Genomic DNA, 23,073 nt, shown 5'->3' on the forward strand with positions numbered 1-23,073 from the left:
CCCACTCACCTCCCCATTCCTGTGGTCGAGCCGCCGCGGTCGTCGGCCAGGCCGGCCAGGGCCGGCGTCCGACGGAGCCGCTCCAGGCATCGGGCCCGGTTCGGGCCGATACTTCCGACCGGCATCGCCAGCTGCCGGCTGATCTCGTCGTACGGCGTCGGCGGGTCCTTCGTAATCATTGCCAAGAGCAACTGACAGCGCTGGGACAGCTGCCCGAACGCGGTCCGGACGATGGTGCGCCGTTCGTGCCGGAGCACCTCCTCCTCGGCCACGGCGGGCTCGACCGCATCGCGCTGTTCGGCCGGGTCCACCGGGTCGACCCGGCTGGACGCCCGCAGCAGGCGGAAACACTCCCGCTGCGTGGTGGTCGCGATCCAGCCGGGCAGTGCGGCGGGCTCCCGGAGACTCGGCAGGTGTTCGATCAGGCGCAACCAGACGCCCTGGCCGACATCGTCGATATCCGCGGGCGTCAGCCGGTACCGGCGTCCGATTCCCCAGATCAACGGTGCATACCTCTCAACCAGTTCGTCCCAGGCACCTTTGTCGCCATCCACCGCCCTGGTCACCAGAGCGACGACGACAGGATCGTCCCGCATGCCCTTTCTCCTTCCCCCCGATATCGTTACGGAGCGACCTGAGTCGCGGATTGATACAACAACCAGTTACGCGCCGAGTGCGACGAATGACCGCCCGGCCGCATCCGCCACCGGGTCCGCCCCCGCCGTACTGCGAGCTTGTGCGAAAGCCTCGGCGAGTGAACGACCCGACTGCAGATGATCGTGCACAGCGGTCATCAAGGGAACCGTTGCGGGATCATTGACCGGTACGACGCTCGCGAGGATGCCTGCCGCGCCGAGTGGCACCAGGCTGCTGCTCAGTCCGAGCAGCTCGTCGGCGCCGACCGGTTTGGCCAGGCCGGAGTCGCAACTCGACAGCACCAGCCGGTACGGCGCGCGTCGCAGCCGCTCGAAGTCGTACACGGTCAGCGGCCCGTCGTCGAGCCGCAAGGACGAGAACAGCGGACTGTCCGCCCGGAACGTGCCGTGCGCCGCGATGTGCGCGATCCACGCGCCGTCCAACTCGTGCAGCACCCGCTCCGCCGTCGCATCGCCGTCCCGGAGTACGACGGCCTTCGGGTACAGCTCGGTCAGTCGGTTGATCTCCGCCCGCCCCGCGGTCAGCCCAGGCCCGAGCACCAGCACGACCCGCCGATCCGCCGGCGGCCGCAACCGCTGCGCCCGTAACCACATCGCCGCCGACGCCACGACGTTCACCGGCCTGTCGGCCAAGGCCGGCACCATCGCCCACGGCACCGCCTGCAAACTCGCTGGCGGAACCATCACCACCGCTCGCTTCCCCAGCACGTCCTGCACCGGCCCGAGAATCGCATCCCCGAGCCGCTTCCCCAGCACCTCCAACGTGGGCCCGGACTTCGACCGCCCGTGCGCCAACCACCGCAGTCGGAACCGTGACCGTTCGACCTCGACCGCGGCAGTCGCCATTGGGCCCACCTCGTACCGCACGAGCTCGCCATCAGCAACGACGACCGCGTGCAGGGTCCCGCCGATATCGATCAGCTCGACCAGCGCCGTACTGCCAAGCTCGTCCTGCAACTCGGTGAGGTCGAGCGCACCCTCGGACTGGCCGGAATTGTTGCCTTGGGCCCTTAATACGCGGTCGCGGACGGCCGCTTCCAACCGACGGCGGTCGCGCTCGAGCGACGGCGGGCGAATGGGCTCCGGCGTGGACTCGAGGCGCTGTACGACGTCGCGCAGCTGGGCGAGGTCGCTGATCAACTGCTCGTCGCCGGGCGGGCGGACCGGTGGAACCGTCAGCGCAGTCGCACGCCAGCGCTCGGCCCACGTGAGCAGACCTCGGGCGTCGTCGCGGCCGAGCGCCTCGCGGAGTGCGAGCTCGGCCAGCTCGGCGCCGTGCCCGGTCGTGCGGGCCCGCAGCTCGGTCGCGCCCATCATCAGCCGGTACTCGTCCAGCGCGTCGAGACCGCGCCCGCAGGCCGTCAGCATCCGCCGTACCTCGCCACGTGCCTCCGCACGCAGCGCGCGGCCGAGCCAGGCGGCGCTCCGAACTGGCGGCGGGACTTCCTTCGACAACCGGCCGGCCAGCTCAAGCTGCCGATCCGCGGTCCGTTGGCGTCCCTCGGACAACGCCAGGCGACCGGCCAGCAGATGCGCCGCGGACGCCTCCGCAGTACTGAGCTCGTCGAGCCGGCCGGCGGTCCGGACCACCTGACGCAGCAGTCGCGGCCCACGCTCACCCGCCCGGTACTGCGCTTCCAGCCGCAGCATCGACGCCCGCACCGACCACCAGGAACGCCGTTGCGCAGAGAACAACCGGCGAGCCTGCTCGGCCCGCTCCTGCGCTGTCGCCGGATCGCCCACCGCCAGGGCAGCCGTCGCGGCGGTGAACAGCACCTCGGCACGCTTGGCCGCGGGCACCCCGCCGGGCTCCATCCGGCCGATCGCCTCGTCCGCCTCGGTGAGCGCCTCGGCGGTCAGCCCGGCAGCCATCAGCACCGCGCACCGATCGATCGTCAGGTCCGGCCACGCGACGCCGACCTCGTCGTACCCCTGCGCCGCCTCCCCCAGGTACTGCAGTGCGGCCGGCAGATCGCCTCGCATGAACGCGGCCCAACCACGGTTCTGCCGAGTCTCGGCGTACTCGAAGTCCTGCTTGGCCTCCGCATACAACTGGCCGGCCCGATCGAAATCCGCATCCGCCTGCCGGGTCCCGCCGAGCCTCAGCTGGATGACGCCGCGATAGTTCAGCGTCCGGGCCTCCCACACCTGGTCGCCGGAGCGCCGCAGCCGGCTGATCGCGAGCCGCAGATCATCCAGCGCCTCGCGGTGCCGACCGAGCATCAGGAGCACGTCGGCACGCCGCAGGAGCACGCGTCCGGCCAGTGCACCCCGACTTAATTCAACCGCCCGATCCAGCCGGGCCAACCCCTCCCGGCTGCGACCGGCGCGGCCGAGGGTCGCGCCGAGGGTTGCCAGTACGTCGGCCTCTCGCTCGGGCAGACCCGACTCCTCAGCGAGCCGAAGCGCCTTGCGGAGCTCGCGAATCGCCGCATCCACCTCGCCCAGCTGCCGCAACCCGATGCCACCGGCCTGGTGTGCGATCGACGCTGTCTCGGCGTCGGGCTGTCCGGCCAGCAGCTCCTGCGCGGCCTCGATCGCGTCGTGCGGACGCGACAACGCCAGCGGCAGCAGATCTTCGGGTGCAACCGTCATGCGAATCTCCCCCAAGTTCCCCGGCAGGGTGGAATGATATCGATTCGGACTCGACCATTTCAGTGATTCGAGGGGGGCGCCATTCCATGACCGAAGAAAGAAAGAATCCGCTCGGCGAAGAGCGGAAGTACATCGCGCAGATCAATCTGATCCTCAAAGGTTTCGGCAAGGCCGTCGAGGTCTACCCGGCCAAGTGGCAGGAGACCGGAGCCGACTACCTGTACCGCGCGGGCGTCGTGCTGGTCCGCGACGAGGACGTCGAGCGCGTGATCCGGCTCTTCGAGGGCGGGACCACGGGCGAGGGCGGGATCGCCGGCGTCACCCGGCTGATCCTGCCGTCCCGGGTGCCGCCGGGCGCGCCGGAGGATCGTTCGCCCACCCAGCGCTTCCTGAAGTACGCCGACCTGCGGCTCGGACGTGGCGTCGTCACCCCGGAGCACCTGTTCTACGTCGTACCGAGCGTCAGCCCGTGCCCGGCCACCGAGCCCGAAGAGGTGGATCCGAAGACTCTGCCGAGCCCGTTCATCGACGACAAGACGACCACGGGCAAGGGCGTCAAGGTCGTCGTACTGGATGTCGGCTGGTCCGACGCACCCGCAGCGGATTGGCTGGACGGCGTCACCGGCGAGCCGGAGGACGCGTTCGACCCGGCTGGGCTGATCAAGCCGTACGCCGGGCACGGCACGTTCATTGCCGGGGTCCTGCGCTCGATGGCGCGCGAGACCGAGGTCGTCGTACAGAGCTACTTCACCACCGCCGGTGCGATCTGGGAGTTCGACCTGGCCGCGGCCCTCGACGAGGTGCTCGACCTGGCGCCGGACATCATCAGCCTGTCGGCCGGGACCCGCACGAGGTTCGACCTGCCGCCGCTCGGCCTCGACGTGTTCATCGAGACCCGGCTGAACCGGGTCAACGGCCTCGTCCTGGTCGCTGCCGCCGGGAACGAGTCGACCCGCGACTACTTCTGGCCGGCCGCCTTCCCGGAGACCGTCGGCGTCGGCGCCCTCGCGGAGACCGGCACCGAGCGGGCCTGGTTCAGCAACTTCGGTGGCTGGGTCGACGTCTACGCGCCCGGTGAGAACCTGATCAACGCGTTCCTGACCGGCGAGTACCACTGCACCGAGCCGCCGCACACCGGCGAGGTGCGCAAGTTCGACGGCATGGCACGCTGGAGCGGTACGTCGTTCGCCACGCCGCTGGTGGCCGGTCTGATCGCCGGGCGGATGTCGCGCACCGGCGAGAACGCGCTGCAAGCCGCCGACGGCCTGCTCGCCTTCGCCCTCGGCCAGGTGGTCCCCGGCGTCGGCCCCGTGCTCAAGCCCGGCGACGCCCACAACAGCACCCCGTAACGGGGCAAGCCGGCCCCGGCCAGCTCAGTCAGGTGAGTTGGCCGAGGCCGGCGACCGGTGCACGCACTGACGCGGTGCCGAGAAGTTTTCGGCCTGACCACCGAAACTCCTCGCGCACCGCGTCAGCCCCTCCCCCCACGGAGACCCTCGAACTGCCTTCCCCCCGGAAGCAGTTCAACGGCGTTCCATAAGTGCGGAGTCAGCGCACCGGACCGGTGATACAGCCAATTTCAAAACTTTTTCAGCGGGCCTGCGGGTTCTCGCAGAGGAAGGGCGCGCGCGGTCCACCCGAGTGGTACTCGTACCGCTTGCCGTCGGCTTCGAGGATGATCCGCATCCCGTTGACCAGCGCCTGCGTGTATCGCATCCCCGGCTCCGGGCACCCGAGACTCCCGTCCGACCAGGTCACCTCCTCGGCCGAGACCACCTTCACCGCGGCTGCCTGGATCCCCTGCCGCTTCGCCAGATCGGCGGTCGCCTGCTCCACCGCCGTACCGCCCGGTGTCCCGGTCGGCGCCGCTCCACCGGGTGTCGGTGTCGAACTGCTGCTGTCGGACGGACTCACCCCAGGACCTCCAGATTCATTGCCACAAGCAACCAAAGTCAGCATCAAGGCGGCACCCGCCGCCAGCGCCGTACCGGATCGTCGAATCATGATCATCACCTCCCACCCTAGACGCACCCGGAAGCCCGTTCGTTGCAGGAAGTGGCAAATTCACCGAGGGTCCTTCCGCACCTCCCCTGTCGTCACTTAGCGTCAATAACAGTTGCCGTGAACAACTACTGAACGGGGAAAACTCGTGATGAGCAAGGCAAGTGTGCGGGGAATGCTGGTGCTGGCACTGACCGGAGCGACGCTGTCGATGGGCAGTCACGCGGCCGCACAGCCGGATCCGCCGTCGGCGGACGACTGCCCCAGCCGCTTCCAGGCCGCCTTCGCCAACTCGTCGTACGCCGGTGGTGCCAGCGGCCCGGGTAAGCCCGGTGGCCCGGCCGGGACCGGGGCGGCGCGGAAGGTGAACGAGATCCGCGGCATCGGCTGTTACGGCCGGACCGGACCCACGACCGGCCGGATCACGCTGAAGTGGAGCACCCCGGGCAAGCTGTACACGGGGATCATGTACTACCAGCTCCTGGACTGCAGCACCCGCAAGTACGCCGTGACCCAGAGCCTGCAGTACCCGAACGGCAGCAAGCAGAACTACGGCTCAGGCTCCGCGAACGTCACCCTGACCAAGGGGCACAAGTACCAGCTGCGCATCACCGGCAACGGGTCGTTCGCCCGCTCGGTCGACGGTGCCGGGTCGATCGGGTACTACCGCACCATCAAGGTGGGCGACACCCCTGCCTGGATGGACTTCAGCTCCAGCTGCATGTAGTCACCCGGCGTCGGGGTAGGTGACGGCGCGCAGGACTTTGGCCGGCGCGCCGGCCGCGATCGAGTACGGCGGGATGTCGTGCGTGACGACGCTGTTGGCGCCGATCACGCACCTCTCGCCGATCGTGACACCGCTGGTCACGACGACATTCGCCCCGAGCCAGACGTTGTCGCCGATCCGGGTCGGCCCCTTGGAGTCGAACCCCTGCCAGGGCACCGGGCGATCCGGATCGTCGAACCGATGGTTGGAGTCCGTCACGAAACAGCCGTTGGCGAGCATGCAGTGCGCCCCGATCTCAACCAGCTCGAGCCGCCCGTCCCGCAACGCCTCCAGCACATTCCCCTGCAACGGCCACCGCGCGAACGCCCCGCGCCGCATCAGCTCCCAGTGAATCCGCCCCCGATTCCAAGGCAGCGAGTTGCGCTCGTACCACCGCCATTTCTGCGCCCACAACTTCGCCTGCCCGGCAAGACCGTCCACCCGCCGCATGCTACTGACTGCTGGCTCCTGGTTGCTGGCGATCAGCGGAAGTCGCGGGATGGGGTGCGGGTTGCCAGGGGGAGGCGTTCGAGGGTTTCGGCGGAGAGGTTGGTGACTTCGCCGGCGCGTTCGACCCGGCCGCGGATGATCAGGGCGCTCGCATTGCGGGCGACCGCGGCGTGGCGGTGCCAGCAGCCTTTGGTGATGACGATGTTGGCCATGCCGGTCTCGTCCTCGAGATTCATGAAGGTGACGCCGGAGGCGGTGGCAGGGCGCTGGCGATGGGTGACGACGCCGGCGACGCGGACGCGGGTACCGTCGGGGACCTCGCGAAGTTGGGCGGCCGAGAGGATGCCGTCGGCGCGGAGCTGGTCGCGGACGCGCTGCATCGGGTGGCTGGTGGCGGTGATCGAGGTGGACCACAGGTCGGCCATGTCGGTCTCGATGTCGCTCATCCCGGGCAGGGTCGGTGGTGGACCGGCGGTGGAGACACCGGCGAGTCGGTCCGGGCGTTCCTCGGCGGCCCGGCCGGCCTCCCACAACGCCTGCCGCCGGTCCAGGCCGAAGCAGTCGAACACCCCGGCAGTGGCGAGCGCCTCGACCTGCGCGGCGGTGATCCCAGTCCGCCGTACCAGGTCGGCCATGTCGCGGTAGTCGCCACCGCGCTCGCGCTCCTCGACGATCAGCGTCGCCCCCTTCTCCCCCACCGTCCGGACCTCCGACAACCCGAGCCGTACGGCGAAGGCGCCGTCACGCCGGTGCACTGTCGAATCGAACGGCTTCGAGCCGTCGAACGGCCCGACCGGTGGTTGCGGATCCTTCAGGCAGCTCGGCGAACCGGTCGGACCGGTCAGCTCCTGGCCGTCGACCAGCAACTCCAGCTCGGCGTTGATCCCCGAGCGGAGCAGATCAGGACGCCGTACCTCGACACCGTGCCGGCGGGCGTCGGCGACCAGGGACTGCGGTGAGTAGAAGCCCATCGGCTGGGCCCGCAACAGCGCGGCCAGGAACGCGGCCGGGTAGTGCAACCGCAGCCAGGTACTCGAGTAGACCAGGAGGGCGAAACTGATCGAGTGCGACTCGGCGAAACCGAAGTTCGCGAAGGCTTCGATCTTGGCGTAGATCTCGTCGGCCAGGTCGCCGGTGATCCCGTTGCGCTCCATCCCGGCGTACAGCTTGGCCTTCAGGGACGAGATCTTCTCGACCCCACGTTTGGAGCCCATCGCGCGGCGCAGCAGGTCGGCCTCGTCGCCGTCGATCTCGCCGACCGCCATCGCCATCTGCATCAGCTGCTCCTGGAACAGCGGCACCCCCATGGTGCGCTCCAGCACCGGCTGCAGCTTCGGGTGCAGGTAGCTGATCGGCTCCTCGCCGGTCCGGCGGCGGATGTACGGATGGACGGCGCCGCCCTGGATCGGGCCGGGGCGGATCAGCGCGATCTCGGTGACCAGGTCGTAGAACCTGCGTGGTTTCAGCCGGGGCAGCGTCGCCATCTGCGCCCGCGACTCGACCTGGAACACTCCCACCGAGTCGGCCCGGCACAACTGGTCGTAGACCCCGGCCTCCTCCTTCGGGATCGTGTGCAGCAGCCAGGACTCCCCCAGCCGCTCGCGCACCATGTCCAGGCAGTACTGCAGCGCCGCCAGCATGCCCAGACCGAGCAGGTCGAACTTCACCAGCCCCATCCACGCGCAGTCGTCCTTGTCCCACTGCAGAACCGTGCGTTTCTCCTTGCGGGCATGCTCGATCGGCACCACCTCCCCGACCGGCCGCTCGGTCAGCACCATCCCACCGGAGTGGATCCCCAGATGCCGGGGGAACTTCAGCAACGCCGTCGCCATCGTCACCACCCGCGGCGGGATGTCGTGCTCGGTCGAGGTGATCTCCGGACTCCAGCCGTCCACCTGCTTCGACCACGCATCCTGCTGACCGACCGAATACCCCAGTGCCTTGGCAACATCCCGTACGGCGGACTTCGGCCGGTACGAGATCACATTCGCCACCTGGGCGGCGTTCTGGCGACCGTACTTGTCGTAGACGTACTGGATCACCTCCTCGCGCCGGTCGGAGTCGAAGTCGACGTCGATATCGGGCTCCTCGGCCCGGGTCGAGGCGAGGAACCGCTCGAACGGCAGGTCGTAGAGGATGCTGTCCACCGCGGTGATCCCGAGCGCGTAGCAGACCGCCGAGTTCGCCGCCGAGCCCCGGCCCTGGCAGAGGATGCCGTTGCTGTGGGCGAAACTGACGATGTCGTGCACGATCAGGAAGTAGCCCGGGAAGCCCTTCGCCTTGATCACGGCCAGCTCCCGCTTCAACCGCTCGTACGCATCCGGGCGCTGCTCGGGCGTCCCGTACCGCCGGGCGGCGCCTTCGAGAGTGACGTGCTCCAGCCAACTGTCCGGGTCGTGCCCATCCGGTACGTCGCGCAACGGCAACTTCGGTTTCGCCCGGCCCAGGTCGAACGCGAGCTGGTCGGCCAGGGTCACCGACCGCGCGACAGCGCCGTCGTACCGGCGGAAGCGGTAGGCCATCTCCTCGCCGGTGCGCAGGAACGCCATCCCGCTGGGCGGCAGCCAGCCGTCCATTGCATCCAGGTCGCGCCGGGCTCGGACCGCGGCCAGCGCAGCAGCCAGCTTGTGCTGTGCAGGGACCGCGTAGTGAACGTTGTTGGTGGCAACGACCGGAAGACCACGCCCAGCCGCCAGCTCAGCCAGGATCTGGTTCCGCGTACTGTCCTCCGGCAGATGATGATCGGTCAACTCGACCACCACCCGATCCTTGCCGAACAGACACGTCAGCCGATCCAGCTCCCGCCCAGCTGCCTCCCGCCCACCCTGTGCCAGCCCTTGCCGCACCAACCCCTTACGGCAGCCGGTCAGAATCACCCAGTGATCCTTGCCCTTGGCGGCGAGCCGCTCCAGGTCGTAGACCGGCTTCCCCTTCTCGCCACCCTTCAACTGCCCATGGGTGATCTCGCCCGCCAGCCGGTGATACCCCTCCTGCCCCTCGGCAAGCACCAGCAGATGGCTCCCCTCCGGATCCGCCGCCCCGTTCTGCGGCCCGGTCAGCCCCAACGACAGCTCCGCCCCGAACACCGTCGGCAACGAGTACGCCGCCGCAGCCTCGGCGAACCGGGCCGCCCCGTAGACCCCGTCATGATCCGTCAGCGCCAGCGCATGCAACCCCTGCCGAACCGCGGTCTCGACCAGCGCCTCCGGTTGCGAGGCCCCGTCCAGGAAGGAGTAGTTCGAGTGCACGTGCAGCTCCGCATAAGCCACCGAAGACTCGCCCCGCTGAACCTTCGACGGCACATAAGGCCCCCGATGCTGCGACCACGCCGGACTGTCCCCACCATCCGCCGTCACCGGCCGCCCGCCGTGGCTCCCGGGCCGTGACCGGTCTGACAGCCTGCGCTCCAGCTCCGACCATTTGATCGGCGGATTGTTGTACCCCATGCAGATATTAGAACATATGTTCGGAGGCGGTCACGCCAAATCGAGCGCTCGCAGAACCAACTTCATCGCGCGTTCGCCGCCCGCGGGATGGACATATGCCGCGTGCGCGGCGGCAACGAGCGCAGCCAGGTCGCGCTCATCGAGATCGGGACGGACGGCCCCGGCGTTATGGGCACGGGACAGGAGCACGCCCATCGCGCGGTCGAGCTCGGCGACCGGCTGTTCGACGCTGCCTGCACCAACCTGCAGCCGCGCGGCGAGTTCGTGGGCGGCGGCTCCCTCGGTGACCAGCCGCACCAGAAAGTCCCGCAGCGCTCCGCCGGCATCAGCGGACTCGGCAGCCGAGTTCGCCGCGGCCACCAAGTCCTCAACCGCTGCAGCGAGGACCGTGTCGACGAGCTCGGCCTTGGTCCTGAAGTGCCGGTGAACCGTGCCCGGGCCGACACCGGCCCGCCGGGCGATCTCGTCGAGGGACACGCTGAGCCCATCCGCCACGAACGCCGCACGGGCCGCGGCCACCACCTTGGCGCGGTTGGCGACAGCATCCGCTCGACGCGGTCCGGTTGAAGCGGGGCGCTCGCCCCGTTTAGGATCAGTCATCACCGCCATCCTCCCCCACCGATCACTCAGGAGTGCAGATGCCGCTGACCACCGAGGACCGGCTGGCCATCCACGAACTGGTTTCGCTGCACGGGCATCTCGCGGACGACCGACGTACCGACGATCTCGGGTTGCTCCTGACACCCGACGCGTCGTACGACGTGACTGCCTATGGCCTGGGCATCGTCCGAGGACTGCCGGCACTCGTCGAACTCTTCAGCTCAGCCCCCGGCGACCAGCCCGCCGGACACCACGTCACCAACGTGATCGTCACCGCCGACCCCGATCTCGATGACCGCGCCCGGGTGCGTTCGAAGGGATTGTCGGTGATGGCGGACGGCCGCGCGGGCACGGTCGTCTACGAGGACGAGGTGGTCCGGACGACGAACGGATGGCGAATCAGCGCCCGCGTGGTTGTGCCATCCCTTTCGTAGCCGCGAACAACACTGTACCTTCGCGAACATGAGTGTTCGCGTGGTTCCTGCCCAGTCACCGCCCAGTACGGCGGGGGCCGCGACGCCGGTGCAGGTTCTCGATATCGCGGCGGCGGTTCTCGCCAAGGACCCGGCCGCCTCCCTGGGACAGATCGCCGCTGCCGCGCGGATCGGCCGGACGACACTGCACAAGCAGTTCCCGACCCGGCACGACCTCCTGGTGGGCGTCGCATCGCGGGCGCTCGACATCAGCGAATCGGTGATCGCCGCCGCCCCGGTCGATCCTGATCCGCTCCGCCGGATGGTCGTCGATCTGCTGCCGTTCGGCGCCTACTTGACGTTGCTGACGGCGCAACCCGAGGTCTTCGCCGATGACGTCATCACGACCCGGACCGATGCACTGACCGCACCGATCGCGGCGATCGTGGCCGGTGCCGGGATCGTTCGTCCGGGCGTGCCCGACTGGTGGCTCGTCCGGTCCCTGCACGCGCTGTTGTTCACCGCCTGGGATCTGCTCCAAGCCGGCTGGCTCGCCCCTCGGGACGCGCCTGAGCTGGTCCTGTCGACGTTCACCGGAGGAGTGCTGACGCCATGACCGATACTTCCGCGCTCGATGCGTTCTGGTCCCGGTCGGGGCAGGACGAGCCGTACCCGATCTACGAGCGGCTCCGCGCCGGCGGACCGATCATCGGGTCCGACCAGGAGTGGGTGAGCACCGACTACGCCGTCTGCAACGCGATTCTCCGCGACCGGCGCTTCGGTGTCCGTCCGGCGGGCGATCCGGGACCGACCTCGGAGGACACCTCGGGCAACACCCTGGACCTCGGTTTCCTCGAGCGCGAACCACCGGATCACACCAGGCTGCGGCGGCTCGCGGCGCCGGCGTTCCGGCCGAAGATGATGGCCGGGTACGCCGAACGGATCGCCGACTTCACCCGCGACCTGATCACCGGTATCGAACGCCGGGCCGCAGCCGAACCTGACCGCCCCTTCGACCTGATCGCCGACTTCGCCGCGCCACTGCCGATCGGCGTCATCACGACCCTGATGGGCATCCCGGACGCGGACGTCGACCGCCTGTCCCAGCACGGCACCGTGGTCGGTTCGGCGTTGTCGGGTATCGAAACCCCGGCCGAGGCCGCCGCACTGGCCGCCGCGAACGCCGAACTCTACGAACTGTTCAGCGAGCTCATCCCGTTGAAGAAGGCACACCCGGGCGACGACGTGATCAGCTACCTGGTCGCCGCGGCACCTGACGGCATCACGCCGTACGAGCTACACACGACCGCGCGGCTGCTGCTGATCGCGGGGTTCGAGACGACCGTCAATCTGATCGGCAACGGCGTCGCCACCCTGCTCGATCACCCGGCGCAATGGGAGCTGCTCCGGACCGAACCGGAACGCGCGGGCGCTGCCGTCGAAGAGGTCCTGCGCTATGCGCCGCCGGTCCAGAACACGAGCCGCTTCGCGCACGAACCGGTATCGATCGCCGGCGTCGACCTCCCCGCGGACAGCTGGATCATGTTGCTCCTAGGTGCCGCCAACCGAGACCCCGAGATCTTCAGCGACCCCGCCGTCTTCGACATCACCCGCCCCCGTCAGGCCGAGCACCTGGCCTTCTCGAGCGGCATCCACTACTGCCTGGGCGCCCCACTCGCCCGCCTGGAGGCCCAGATCGCCTTCGCCGAAATCGCCACCAGACTCCCGAAGCTACGCCGCCCCGCCGACATCCCGACCTGGCGAGAATCCCGAGTCATCCGCGGCTACGCCACGCTGCCGCTCCTGGTCGACTAGAGCGGTCCCAGCACCTCCGGTACGGCGGCATTCAGCTCAAGGCCTTCGAGCACGGTGAGCAACTGCTTCTCCTCGTACCGGAAGTGGTTCTCCATGATCGCGGCCACCCCTTCGAGATGCCGATCCAGCTCATCGGGCGCGGCCGATCGGTCGACCGCGTCCCGCAACCCTCCGAGCAGGTGCTCGATCATCGAGTGGTCTTGCGTCAGCGCACGCAGGACCGGCGCGAGGTGCGGGTGCGCGGCTTCGATCGCCGGGAACAGCGCGCGGTCCTCGCCTTGATGATGCCCGTCGAGGGCCGCACAGAAGCCGTGGCAGTACAGCAGCAGGTCACGACTCGCATGCTCGCTCGGCATCCCGTCGCGCACCGCCTGCCGGGTGACCTCCAAGGCTTCCCGGATCCGGGTGTGCACCCGGCGAAGCTCGGTGCTCCAGGCAATGATCCTGGTCGTCTCGGTCACCCCTGAATGATAAATGGCTGGCCGGTACGGCGGTCGGCTTGCTACGGTTCCGGAGTCCGTGACATGAGCTTTGGAGGTGGGACCCATGAACGCAGTAGCGCAGTGGGCTCTCCCTCTCGTGGTCACGGGCGGGCGATTGACATAGGTGTCGCCGGGAGCGCCCCGAGAACTTCGGCACTCCCGAAAGGAAACACCTATGAACTCTTTGCTGCTCACGATCTCCCGCGTCGCCGAGAACCAGTGGCATGCGGTCGAGAACGATCTGGTCGTCGGTCGCGGACATGCGTCCCGCCGGCTCGACGGCCGGACCTTCCTCAGCATCGACACGTGGGACGACGCCGTCTTCGCCCGGCTCGCCGCCGCGATGCTGACCGACCACCCATCACCTCTGTACACGGTGGTCGACGAGACCGACCGTGAACTGACAACCGCCTGGGAACGCGCCGGGTTCACGACCTGGCGCCGCGAGCGCGAGTTCGTCGTACCCACCGCAGGAATCACCCCGGCACCGCCACCACCCGGCGTCCTCATCACCGCGGCCGACGAAGAACCGCTCCGCGAACTCGACCATGCGCTCCGCGCCGAGATCGACTGGTCGACGATGCCGGCCGAAGTCCTGCCCTGGCAGGGCGGAACCACCCCGATCGACCCGTCGAAGTACACGATCGCCCAACGGAACGGCCAGTACGTCGGCCTCCTCCGCCTAGCCACGGCGACCCGCCAACCGCGCATCGGTCTGATCGCGGTCCGGGCCGGCGACCGGCGTACCGGGATCGGCCGCGCCCTCCTCACCCACGCGCTCCACCACCTCGGCGCCGAAACGGTCGTGGCCGAGGTCAACGAAACGAACACGGCCGCCCTGGCCCTGTTCGAAAGCCTCGGCGCCCGCCACACCAACAGCAACCTCGAACTCGTCCACGGGAAGGCCTGACCATGCCCAGAAAAGCAGGCGCCATCGAGCTCGACGGCATCGTCATCGAGTCGCTGCGCAACGCGAACTTCCGCGTCGAACTCACCAACGGCCACCAGGTGCTGGCCCACATCAGCGGCAAGATCCGCAAGAACTACATCAAGATCATTCCTGAGGACCGTGTCCTGGTCGAGCTCAGCCCCTACGACCTCACCCGAGGCCGCATCATCTTCCGCTACCGCAACTGACCGCACAGTTGCACAATGACCCCAGGTGCTGTCGGCACCGATCCTCGGCGCCGACAGCCTGGCCAGGGGGTGGCAACGATGGAAAACCAGACCGAACAGAACAAGGCCCTGATCCGGCGATTCGTCGAGGAAGTCCAGAACGGCAAGGACTTCGACGCCTACGACGAACTCAACGCCCCGGACTTCGTCAACCTCAGCAGCCCGCCAGGCGTCCCACCGGACCGCGACAGCGGCAAGGTCTTCCTGCAGGCCTTCGCCGAGGCCTATCCCGACGCCACCTTCACCATCGACGACATGATCGCCGAAGGTGACCAGGTGGTGACCAAGAAGACCATGTCCGGCACCAACACCGGCGACTTCGGCGGCGTCCCGGCCACCGGCAAACACGTCACCGTCCAATACGTCGACATCATGACCGTCCGCGACGGCCAGATCATCCAGCACTGGAACGTCCTGGACCAGCTCAGCTGGCTGACCCAGCTGGGCGTGATCCCGGCCCCGACCGGCAACTGACCGCACACGACTCCCTACGCGATCAAGACTAGAACATATGTTCGATGATCGGCTAATCTGAAAATATGCTTGGTCGGTTCACAGTGCGCCCCGCAGACGACGGATCCGAAGGATTCGGCGTCTGGGACGGCGCGGTCAACGGTTGGCGCGCGAGTGGTCTCGGCACGGAGGTGGAGGCGCAACGGATGGCCTCCGACCTGGAGGTGCAGTACGACACGCACGGCCCGCGCCCGGCCGACGCCGTACGGCGGGTTGATCCGGCGCAGGCCGTGCAACGGGCGAAGTGGTCTCCGGGCGAGCTGGACGTGTGGATCCGCCACAACGGCGAGTGGCTCGGCCGGTTCTGCGACGAGACCGGTCAGGTCACCTGGATCCCCGGCACCGACCTACGGCCGTTGTGAGGGGCCCTTGGAGAGGTAGATGGTGACGAGGGAGCCTCGGGTGGCGCCGGAGTCGGTGCGGGGGTCGGTGTAGGCGACCTTGCCGGTGGCTACTGGGGAGGCGACCAGTTTGTTGGCGATGGTGACGTCGAAGCCGGCCTTGCGGAGGAGGTTGGTGGCTTCGGCGCGATCGAGGCCGGTGACGTCGGGGAGGCCTTTGCGGTCGCCGTTGACGATCTTCTTGGACGGCTCGACGAAGCGCTGCAGCGGGAGGCCCTTGAGAGCGCCTTGCATGGCGGTTTCCCAGAGGGGGCCTGCGGTGCCGGAGCCGGTGGGGTCGGAGATGTCGCGGCCGTCCAGGGTGTGGCCGTACATGAGGTTTGTGTAGGGCAGGTTGGCGTCGGCGACGACTGCGGCGGCGGCTAGGTTCGGGGCGTACCCGGCGAACCAGACTGCCTTGTTTTCCTGGATGGTTCCGGTCTTGCCGGCCAGGTCCCAGTTGCCGAACTTCAAGCGGCCGCCGGTGCCGCCCGGCTCCATCACTGCGCTGAGGACCTTGTTCACGCCGTCGGCGACGCCTGCTTTGAGCGCCTGGTAGCACTGGACCTTCGGGGTGCGGATCGGCCGGTTGGCCTTGTCGCGGAGCGAAGTGACGACCAGCGGGCGGCAGTACTTGCCGCGGGCCGCGAAGGTCGCGTAGGCGTTCGACATCTGCAGTGGGGTCACGTAGCCGACGCCGAGCGTCATCGAGATGACCTGGTCGAGCGGCTGCAGGGTCTGCGCGTTGTACATGCCGAGGCGGGACGCGACCCGGGCGATCTGGCAGAGGCCGACCCGTTGCGAGAGCTGCAGGAAGTAGGTGTTGGTCGAGTAGCGGGCCGCTTCGACCATGGTCAGGTTGCCGCTGCGGGTCGAGTTCTGCGGGGTGTAGTCGGGGTCCCGGGTGAAGCCGGTGCAGGTGCGGAACTTCTTGTTGCTCAGGTTGATCTGCTGCGGCGAGTTGATCCGGTAGTCCAGCGGTACGCCGGCCTGGATCGCGGCCGCGATGGTGAACGCCTTCATCGTCGAGCCGTTCTGGAACCCGCCGTACCCACCGGCGTAGGACTTCTCGACGTTGTAGTTGTAGTTCGTGTGGTTGCGGCCGTTGCCGTACGGCTTGCTCTGCACCATCGCCTTCACCAGCCCGGTTCCCGGCTGGACGATCGTGATCGCTGCGACCGCGGTGTCGGTGGGCCTCGCGTGCGCGGTGATGGAGGCCTGTGCGGCTGCCTGAGTGCGCGGATCGAGGCTGGTCCGGATGGTCAGGCCGCCGGTCTTCAGCAGGTGCTCGCGGGACTTGACCGTCCGCCCGAGCGCGGGATTCGCGAGCAGCTGAGCGACGGCGTACTCGCAGTAGAAGGGGTAGCGCGAGTTGGCGCAGCCGTTCGGCACCGGGCGCACCTTGGCGCGGTCGATGACCGGCGACCGCAGGGCGAGGTTCGCCTGGTGCACCGAGATCACCTTGAGCTCGAGCATCCGCCGGAGCACCACGTCGCGGCGAGCCTTGGCCCGGGCCAGGTTGTTGGTCGGGTCGTAGCCGGTCGGGTTCTTCACCAGGCCGGCCAGCAACGCGGCCTGCGGCAGGGTGAGCTTGTCCGCGGTGGTCTGGAAGTAGTGCTGGGAAGCGACCTGTACGCCGTACGTCCCGTCACCGAAGTTGACCAGGTTCAGGTACCGCTCGAGGATCTCGTTCTTGGTCAGCCGGCTCTCGAGCGCGATCGCGTAGCGCAGCTCGGTCAGCTTGCGCTCGTACGAGACCTCGGTCGCCTTCTGCCGCTCGGCCAGGGTCCGGGCCTTCTCGATCAGGCTGAGCTTCACGTACTGCTGGGTGATACTCGACCCGCCCTGCTGGACCTCGCCGCTGCCGTGGTTGCGGATCATCGCCCGCACGGTGCCCTTCGGGTCCAGCGCGCCGTGCTCGTAGAACCGGGAGTCCTCGATCGCGATGATCGCGGTCTTCATGATCGGCGCGATCTGGTTCAGCCGGATCGGGACCCGGTTCTGCTCGAACAGGGTCGCGATGATCGAACCGTCCGCGGCCAGCATCCGGCTGCGGACGGCGACCGGCTCGACCTCGAGCTCACGCGGCAGGTCCTGAACGGTCTTCACGACCTGCTCGCTGCTGATCCCGGCGAAGCCGGCCAGCGGAATCGCCAGCCCCGCCGCGAGCGCACCGGAAAGCACGCTGACCCCGATGAACGTAATCAACGCCCGTGCTTTGTTTGGAGCGCCTTCCCCGCCGCGCATGCCGCACAGCTTAGACCTGGTTGGTACCGCCCGACGACAGGCCGTGACTGATTGCCTCGATCAACCGTGGCCGCAGCTCGGCCGCACTGATCACCGCGTCCACCGAACCGACGTCGCGCGCACGCTGAATGCTGTGCACCTTGTCGAACCCGGTCGCCACTTCGGTGAGCTTCTCGGCCCGTACGGCGGTTCGCACCTCCGCGAGCTCGGTCGCCAGCTCGGCGCGCTCCCCCGCACTCGCCGCAGCGACCTGCTCGGCCAGTGCCGCGACCCGCGGGTCGGCCGCCGTCCGGGCGTCCACCTCGGCCGAGAACACCACGGCCGCGGCCGGTGCGCCACCGAGGACGGAGGCAAACGAACCCTCGACCGCGAGCACGGTCATCGACGGGTTGAGCTGCTTGGAGAACACGACGAACGCACCACCGTGGTACCGCGAGACCACGCAGAACACGATCGGTCCCTGGAAGTTCACGATCGCGCGGCCGATCTCGGCGCCGTACTCGAGTTGCAGGTTGCGCATCGAGTCCGGCGAGCCGTCGAACCCGGACAGGTTCGCCAGTACGACGAGGGGCCGGTTGCCGCTGGCCGTGTTGATCGCCCGGGCCGTCTTCTTCGACGACTTCGGGAACAGCGTGCCGGCGGTGTACGTGTCGGGGCCGTCGGCCGGCGGGAATCCGCGCCGCGGCACCGACTTGGACTCGATCCCGACCAGGCAGACCGGATACCCGCCCAGCCGCGCGTCCTGGACCACCGAGGTGTCGGCGTCGGCCATCCCGGCCCAGCGCTCCAGCACCGGGTGGTCCTGGTCGCTGACCGCCCGCATCAGCGTGCGGATGTCGAACGCCTTCTTGCGGTCCGGGTTGGTCTCCGCGGAGAAGATCTCGCCGACCGTCTTGAAGTCACTGCCCTCGACGATATGCGGGTACGGCGTCACGTCCCGATCGATCGGGTCGGTCGTCTCCGCACGACGCGGACCGGATTCGCCCGGAGCGACGTACGTGTGGTCGTAGTGCGACATCAGCACGTCGCGGGCCGCCTTCAGGTCCGGCGCCCAGTACTGCGCCTGGCCGTTCGGGCCCATCACCCGGTCGTAGCCGCCGATCCCGAAGTTGTCCTCGGCCGAGACACTGCCGGAGAAGTCCAGGGTCTGCTTACCGGTCAGCACCATCGCGCTGTCCGGTGTCATCACCAGGATGCCCTTGGTGTGCATCAGCATGGTCGCCTCGGCGTTCCAGTACGGCTGCGCACCGACGTTGATCCCGGCCACGACGATGTTGATCTCGCCACCGGCCTGGGTGAACTCGACGATCCGCTTCAGCGCCTTCGCGACCCAGTCCATGTTCTCGGTCCCGGAGTCCATCGAGATCCGGGCACCGGCGGACAGCGAGTACCACTCGACCGGGATCTGCAGCCGCTCGGCCAGGTCGATGGCCGCGATGATCCGCGAGCACTCGGGCTCGGCGACAGCGCCGAGCGCCTTGGTCGGGTCACCACTCAGCGCAACCCGGGTGATGCCCTCGGGGTAGCGAGCGGTCGGCGTGGTGACCACACCGAGGATGACGCCGGCCTTGTTGAGGCCCTTGGGGCGCTCGACCGGAACCAGCGCACCGGTGTCGTCCAGGTCGTGCTCGACGAACGAGCCGCCCGGGCCGGTGACGATGCCACTGACCTCGTACGGATAGATCGTGTTGCGGCGCCGCGAGCGCTGAACCTTCTGCGCGTAGTCGTCGAGCGGCATCAGCCCGGTGGTCGGCGGCTGCTCGATGGACGTGACGACACCGGCACCCGGCTGGGCGTAGAACCGGGCCGCGACCGGGTAGGCAACGCCGTCCGGTCCCTCGACGCGGCCCTGGATCAGGACCTCCTCGATCCCGGCACCGGCCGTCATCGGGGCGATCTTGCTCTTCAGCGTGGTGACCTCGTCGACCTGTGCGTCGACGACCGGCCAGATGTGGATCCACACGTGGTTCATGTCCAGCTTGGCTCCGGCCGCACCGCGCGCGGTCCGGGCCCGGCGGATCGCCTCAAGGCAGTTGGCGATCGCCCGCTCGGCGTGCGGCAGCGAGGTGACGTTGCCGTTCTCGTCGCGAACCACGGCGAACTGACGGACCTGAGCCAGGGCAACGAGCCGCTGGTCGGCCGCGTTGTCCCGCGCGACGCAGTAGTAGAGCAGTACGTCGTCCGGGCTCTCCAGACGGGTGATCCGGAAGTCGCGCAGGCGCCACAGGTTCAGCCGGCGACCGACCATCGGGTGCACACCACGGACGTTGTCGTCCTCGATCACCGAACCGTCGGCCGGGCGGTACGTGAAGTACGAGACCGGGCGACCGCCACCTGGCGCCACCGCGACCGAGATCCGCCGGGCGCGCTGAGCAATCGGCAGGTCGGCCACCATCTGGCGGTACAGATCGGACGCGTCCTGCTGGACGTCAGGCAGGTCGGCGCCAAACAGGTAGAGCTCGACCACCGCTTCGTGACCGGCCGGGCTGGCATCCAGCCGCGCGGTCAGCGCTTGGGAGAGCCCACTGGCCGGGTCGGCCAGCTCAGCCGTCGTACCGACTGTGGTGACCAGGTGCGTCGGCCGATCGTCGATCGTGTAGTCGGCGGTCGCGAACGGCCGCCCGTCGACCGTGACCTCGTTGACGTCGTGCAGCTCGTACTCGCGGTAGTGACGGCGAATGAGGATCTCGAGCATCGGCTCGCGATCACCCCAGCCCTCCTCCACACGCTGGGCGAGGAACTGGACGATCGGCTCCGGGATCGCAGCCAGCGCGTCGAGCCGCTCCTGGCGATCCGTGGCGTCGGGGTTGGCGGCCAGCTCGGCGACCTCGTCACCGACACCCGCGATCACCGAGGCGCGGTCCGCGTCCACCAGCGGCTGGTCGAACCAGCGGAACCGGACGCTGCGGGCCAGGTCGCCGATGATCGGGAAGCGCAGCTGGGTGGCCAGCACCAGCCGGTCCAGCAGGTCGTGCACGGCCTCGTCCAGCGGGGCCTCCGGCCGCGACTCGTCGATCCAGCGCTCCAGCACTGACGTGACCAGCAGGATGTCCGGCGTGGACCGCTGCTGGGCGAGGAAGATCCGGAACACGGCCTCCTCGATCTCAGTACTGCGCTCCAGGTCCTTCACACCGTAGTGAGCCAGCACCCGGGTGAGCCGCGTCTGGAACTCACCCGGCAGACCACCACGCTCGGGGTCGAGACTCTGTAGGTAGGTATGGAAGTGCTCACGCGGGCTGTGCACCCGGTTCTCGGTGCTGATCTCCTCGCCGGCTGGCCGGTTGCGGCTCAGCTCGGCGAAGTCCGCGAACACCTGCATCAGATCGATCTCGGCACGCACCGGCGGTTGCGGCAGCTGCGTCCGGGACAACAGGTAGCCGGCCAGCATGCCGCCCTCGTCGCGCGGGTCGATGTCGAATCCGAGCAGCATGCTGCGCAGATCCTCCAGCGCCCGCCCGAACCGCTGCTCGGGTGTGCGTTCGCCGATGCCGTTCGGCAGGTCGAGCCGTACGCCGCTCTGCGCGGGCGCGGCCGCCGCGCCGTCGGTCTCGTCGGCGACCGGCTCCAGCCGGAGCAGCGGCGCACCGGTCTCCACCTGGCTGCCCGTGGAGACCTGCAGCTCCTTCACCGTGGCCTTGAACGGCGCGTAGAGCACCGTCTCCATCTTCATGCTCTCCAGCACCAGAACCGGCGCACCGGCCTCTACCTCGGCACCGGTCTGCACCGGCGTCGCAACCACGAGCGCGGGCGCAGGAGAACGCAGTACGCCGCCCTCGTCCCGGCTGACGCGGTGCGTCACACCGTCGACCTCGATCAGGTGCACCGGGCCGTGGGTCGCCGTGACGAGCCGGAACCGCTGCCGACCGACGGTGAGCCGCCCGCTGTGACCGTCCAGCCGCTCGAGATCGGCGTCGACCACCTTGAACGGGTCACTGCCGGAGCCGACGCCCACCCGGAAGCGAGTCGCGCCGATCCGCGCGACAGTCACCCGGTACGTCGCTCCGCGCAGCTTCAGGTCGATCGCGCGACCGACCTCGTGCTGCACCTGCGGCCGGCCGCCGTGCGCGGTCTCCAGCAACCGGGCCCGCTCGACCTTCTCGGCGTCCTGATAGCCCTCGATCCCAGCGGCGACCAGTGCGATCGCCGAGTGCTTGTGCGAAACCAGCCGGCCCTCACCGCGCACCCGGTCGATCCAGCCGGTGTCGGCGCTGCCGTCGATCACCTCGGGCTGGTCGAGCAACTCCAGGATGAAGCTCTTGTTGGTCGCGCCACCCTCGATCAGCACAGTGGTCGCGGTGACCGCGCGGCGCAGGCGAGCCAGCGCCTCCTCGCGAGTCCGGCCGTAGCCGATGATCTTGGCGATCATCGAGTCGAAGTCGGCCGGGATGCTGTCCCCTGCGCTCACACCGGTGTCGACGCGGATACCCGGACCAGCCGGCAGATCCAGTACGGCGATCCGTCCCGGTGACGGAGCGAAGTCGCGGTCCGGGTCCTCGGCGTTCAACCGGGCCTCGACCGCGTGCCCGAGCTCGGCGGGCTTCAGGCCCTCCAGCAGGCCGCCGTTCGCGACGTGCAACTGGGCCTTGACCAGGTCGAACCCGGTCGTCAACTCGGTGATCGGGTGCTCGACCTGGAGGCGGGTGTTCACCTCGAGGAACGCGAAACTCTTCTCCCCCGGGTGGTACAGGAACTCGACCGTGGCCGCGCCGCGGTAACCGACCGCAAGGGCGAGCCGCTCGGCCGAAGCCTTGAGGTCCTCGACCTGACCGGCCGAGAGCAGCGGCGAGGCAGACTCCTCGATGACCTTCTGGTTGCGCCGCTGCACAGAGCAGTCGCGCACACCGAGCGCCCACGCGGTGCCCTGGCCGTCAGCGATGACCTGCACCTCGACATGCCGGGCGCCGGTGACCAGGCGCTCCAGGAACACGATGCCGCTACCGAAGGCGCGAGCCGCCTCCTCACTGGTCCGCGCGTACGCGTCGGACAGCTCGTCGGCCGAGCGGACCACGCGGATCCCGCGCCCACCGCCACCGGCCGTTGCCTTGAGCATCAACGGGTAGCCGATCGTCTCGGCCGCGGTCAGCGCCGCCTCGAGCGACTCGACCGGCCCGCGACTCCACGGAGCGACCGGTACGCCGACCTCCTCCGCGATCAGCTTGGAACCGATCTTGTCGCCCAGCTTGCGCATCGCCTCGGGCGACGGCCCGATGAAGGTGACCCCGATCCGCTCGCACAGCTCGGCGAACGCCGGGTCCTCAGCGACGAACCCCCAGCCGACCCACGCGGCATCCGCACCGCTCTCGCGCAGCGCACGCTCGAGCACCACCAGGTCCAGGTACGGCCGCGCCGACGCCGGCCCCAGCGGGTACGTCCGATCCGCCTCGCGCACGAAGGTCGCCGTACGCTCGCCGTCCGTGAACAAGGCCACCGTCTCGATCGGCTCGCCACCCTCGGCGTTGACCTCCCGGACCGCGTTGATGAGCCGCATCGCGGCCTCGCCTCGGTTCACCACTGCGATACGCTTGAACATCGA

At 68.8% G+C, this 23,073-nt stretch carries 18 protein-coding genes; 9 read left to right on the forward strand and 9 right to left on the reverse strand.

The genetic code is table 11. The features are described 5' to 3' along the window. Positions 1–5: 5 nt before the first annotated feature. Complete coding sequence (locus ACFTSF_RS21570) at positions 6–596, reverse strand: sigma-70 family RNA polymerase sigma factor (protein WP_344145811.1); 591 nt, start codon at positions 594–596, stop codon at positions 6–8. Positions 597–662: 66 nt separating this feature from the next. Continuing rightward, positions 663–3,251 carry a CHAT domain-containing protein gene (locus tag ACFTSF_RS21575; RefSeq protein ID WP_380155457.1) on the reverse strand — a complete coding sequence of 863 codons (2,589 nt, stop codon included), beginning with the start codon at positions 3,249–3,251 and terminating at the stop codon, positions 663–665. Positions 3,252–3,337: 86 nt separating this feature from the next. Here ACFTSF_RS21575 and ACFTSF_RS21580 point away from each other — a divergent pair, with 86 nt between their 5' ends. Next, positions 3,338–4,600, forward strand: a complete 1,263-nt coding sequence (locus ACFTSF_RS21580) for a S8 family serine peptidase (protein WP_380155459.1) — start codon at positions 3,338–3,340, stop codon at positions 4,598–4,600. Positions 4,601–4,841: 241 nt separating this feature from the next. Here ACFTSF_RS21580 and ACFTSF_RS21585 read toward each other — a convergent pair whose 3' ends face one another. Then, on the reverse strand, positions 4,842–5,255 hold the full coding sequence (locus ACFTSF_RS21585; RefSeq protein ID WP_380155460.1) for a hypothetical protein: 414 nt from the start codon (positions 5,253–5,255) through the stop codon (positions 4,842–4,844). 148 nt (positions 5,256–5,403) lie between these two features. Between ACFTSF_RS21585 and ACFTSF_RS21590 the strand changes: the two genes are divergently transcribed. Next, positions 5,404–5,979, forward strand: coding sequence for a hypothetical protein (locus tag ACFTSF_RS21590; protein WP_380155461.1), 576 nt, complete (start codon positions 5,404–5,406; stop codon positions 5,977–5,979). Here the strand turns inward: ACFTSF_RS21590 and ACFTSF_RS21595 are convergent, their stop codons facing one another. From ACFTSF_RS21595 to ACFTSF_RS21605, 3 genes are read right to left on the reverse strand one after another with little or no spacing between them, the layout of a single operon-like run. Beyond that, a complete protein-coding gene (locus ACFTSF_RS21595; RefSeq protein ID WP_380155462.1) occupies positions 5,980–6,468 on the reverse strand; it encodes an acyltransferase in 489 nt (162 codons plus the stop codon). It abuts the gene before it with no gap. 32 nt (positions 6,469–6,500) lie between these two features. Further along, a complete protein-coding gene (locus ACFTSF_RS21600; protein ID WP_380155463.1) occupies positions 6,501–9,914 on the reverse strand; it encodes an error-prone DNA polymerase in 3,414 nt (1,137 codons plus the stop codon). A gap of 30 nt (positions 9,915–9,944) precedes the next feature. Beyond that, complete coding sequence (locus tag ACFTSF_RS21605; protein ID WP_380155464.1) at positions 9,945–10,514, reverse strand: TetR/AcrR family transcriptional regulator; 570 nt, start codon at positions 10,512–10,514, stop codon at positions 9,945–9,947. Between the two features lie 38 nt (positions 10,515–10,552). Between ACFTSF_RS21605 and ACFTSF_RS21610 the strand changes: the two genes are divergently transcribed. Genes ACFTSF_RS21610 through ACFTSF_RS21620 form a run of 3 tightly spaced genes read left to right on the forward strand, consistent with a single transcriptional unit; the run spans position 10,553 to position 12,742 of the window. Beyond that, positions 10,553–10,948, forward strand: a complete 396-nt coding sequence (locus tag ACFTSF_RS21610) for a nuclear transport factor 2 family protein (protein WP_380155465.1) — start codon at positions 10,553–10,555, stop codon at positions 10,946–10,948. A 28-nt stretch (positions 10,949–10,976) separates the two neighbouring features. Beyond that, positions 10,977–11,543 (forward strand): TetR/AcrR family transcriptional regulator, encoded by a 567-nt coding sequence (locus ACFTSF_RS21615; protein WP_380155466.1) that lies wholly within the window; start codon positions 10,977–10,979, stop codon positions 11,541–11,543. Beyond that, entirely contained in the window at positions 11,540–12,742 is a 1,203-nt protein-coding gene (locus tag ACFTSF_RS21620; RefSeq protein ID WP_380155467.1) for a cytochrome P450, read from the forward strand. Before ACFTSF_RS21615 ends, ACFTSF_RS21620 begins: the two co-directional genes overlap by 4 nt. Here ACFTSF_RS21620 and ACFTSF_RS21625 read toward each other — a convergent pair. After that, entirely contained in the window at positions 12,739–13,203 is a 465-nt protein-coding gene (locus ACFTSF_RS21625) for a hemerythrin domain-containing protein (RefSeq protein ID WP_380155469.1), read from the reverse strand. The genes ACFTSF_RS21620 and ACFTSF_RS21625 overlap by 4 nt on opposite strands. A gap of 196 nt (positions 13,204–13,399) precedes the next feature. On the opposite strand from ACFTSF_RS21625, the gene ACFTSF_RS21630 reads away from it, so the two are divergent. The 4 genes from ACFTSF_RS21630 (at position 13,400) to ACFTSF_RS21645 (ending at position 15,275) form a co-directional block, all read left to right on the forward strand. Continuing rightward, positions 13,400–14,134 carry a GNAT family N-acetyltransferase gene (locus tag ACFTSF_RS21630; RefSeq protein ID WP_380155471.1) on the forward strand — a complete coding sequence of 245 codons (735 nt, stop codon included), beginning with the start codon at positions 13,400–13,402 and terminating at the stop codon, positions 14,132–14,134. 2 nt (positions 14,135–14,136) lie between these two features. Next, positions 14,137–14,361 carry a translation initiation factor IF-1 gene (gene infA / locus ACFTSF_RS21635; RefSeq protein WP_344145849.1) on the forward strand — a complete coding sequence of 75 codons (225 nt, stop codon included), beginning with the start codon at positions 14,137–14,139 and terminating at the stop codon, positions 14,359–14,361. Between the two features lie 78 nt (positions 14,362–14,439). Continuing rightward, on the forward strand, positions 14,440–14,874 hold the full coding sequence (locus tag ACFTSF_RS21640) for an ester cyclase (protein ID WP_344145852.1): 435 nt from the start codon (positions 14,440–14,442) through the stop codon (positions 14,872–14,874). Between the two features lie 65 nt (positions 14,875–14,939). Beyond that, positions 14,940–15,275 carry a hypothetical protein gene (locus tag ACFTSF_RS21645; protein WP_344145855.1) on the forward strand — a complete coding sequence of 112 codons (336 nt, stop codon included), beginning with the start codon at positions 14,940–14,942 and terminating at the stop codon, positions 15,273–15,275. Here the strand turns inward: ACFTSF_RS21645 and ACFTSF_RS21650 are convergent. Next, positions 15,261–17,501, reverse strand: coding sequence for a penicillin-binding protein (locus ACFTSF_RS21650; RefSeq protein ID WP_380155473.1), 2,241 nt, complete (start codon positions 17,499–17,501; stop codon positions 15,261–15,263). The two genes, ACFTSF_RS21645 and ACFTSF_RS21650, sit on opposite strands and share 15 nt — an antisense overlap. Before the next feature lie 49 nt (positions 17,502–17,550). Then, the gene (locus tag ACFTSF_RS21655) at positions 17,551–23,070 is read right to left on the reverse strand and encodes a carboxyl transferase domain-containing protein (protein WP_380155475.1); all 5,520 of its coding nucleotides are present in this window, start codon (positions 23,068–23,070) and stop codon (positions 17,551–17,553) included. Between the last annotated feature and the right edge of the window lie 3 nt (positions 23,071–23,073).

It is taken from the genome of Kribbella sp. NPDC056951 (genome assembly GCF_042674205.1).
Taxonomy (GTDB): Bacteria; Actinomycetota; Actinomycetes; order Propionibacteriales; family Kribbellaceae; genus Kribbella; species Kribbella yunnanensis.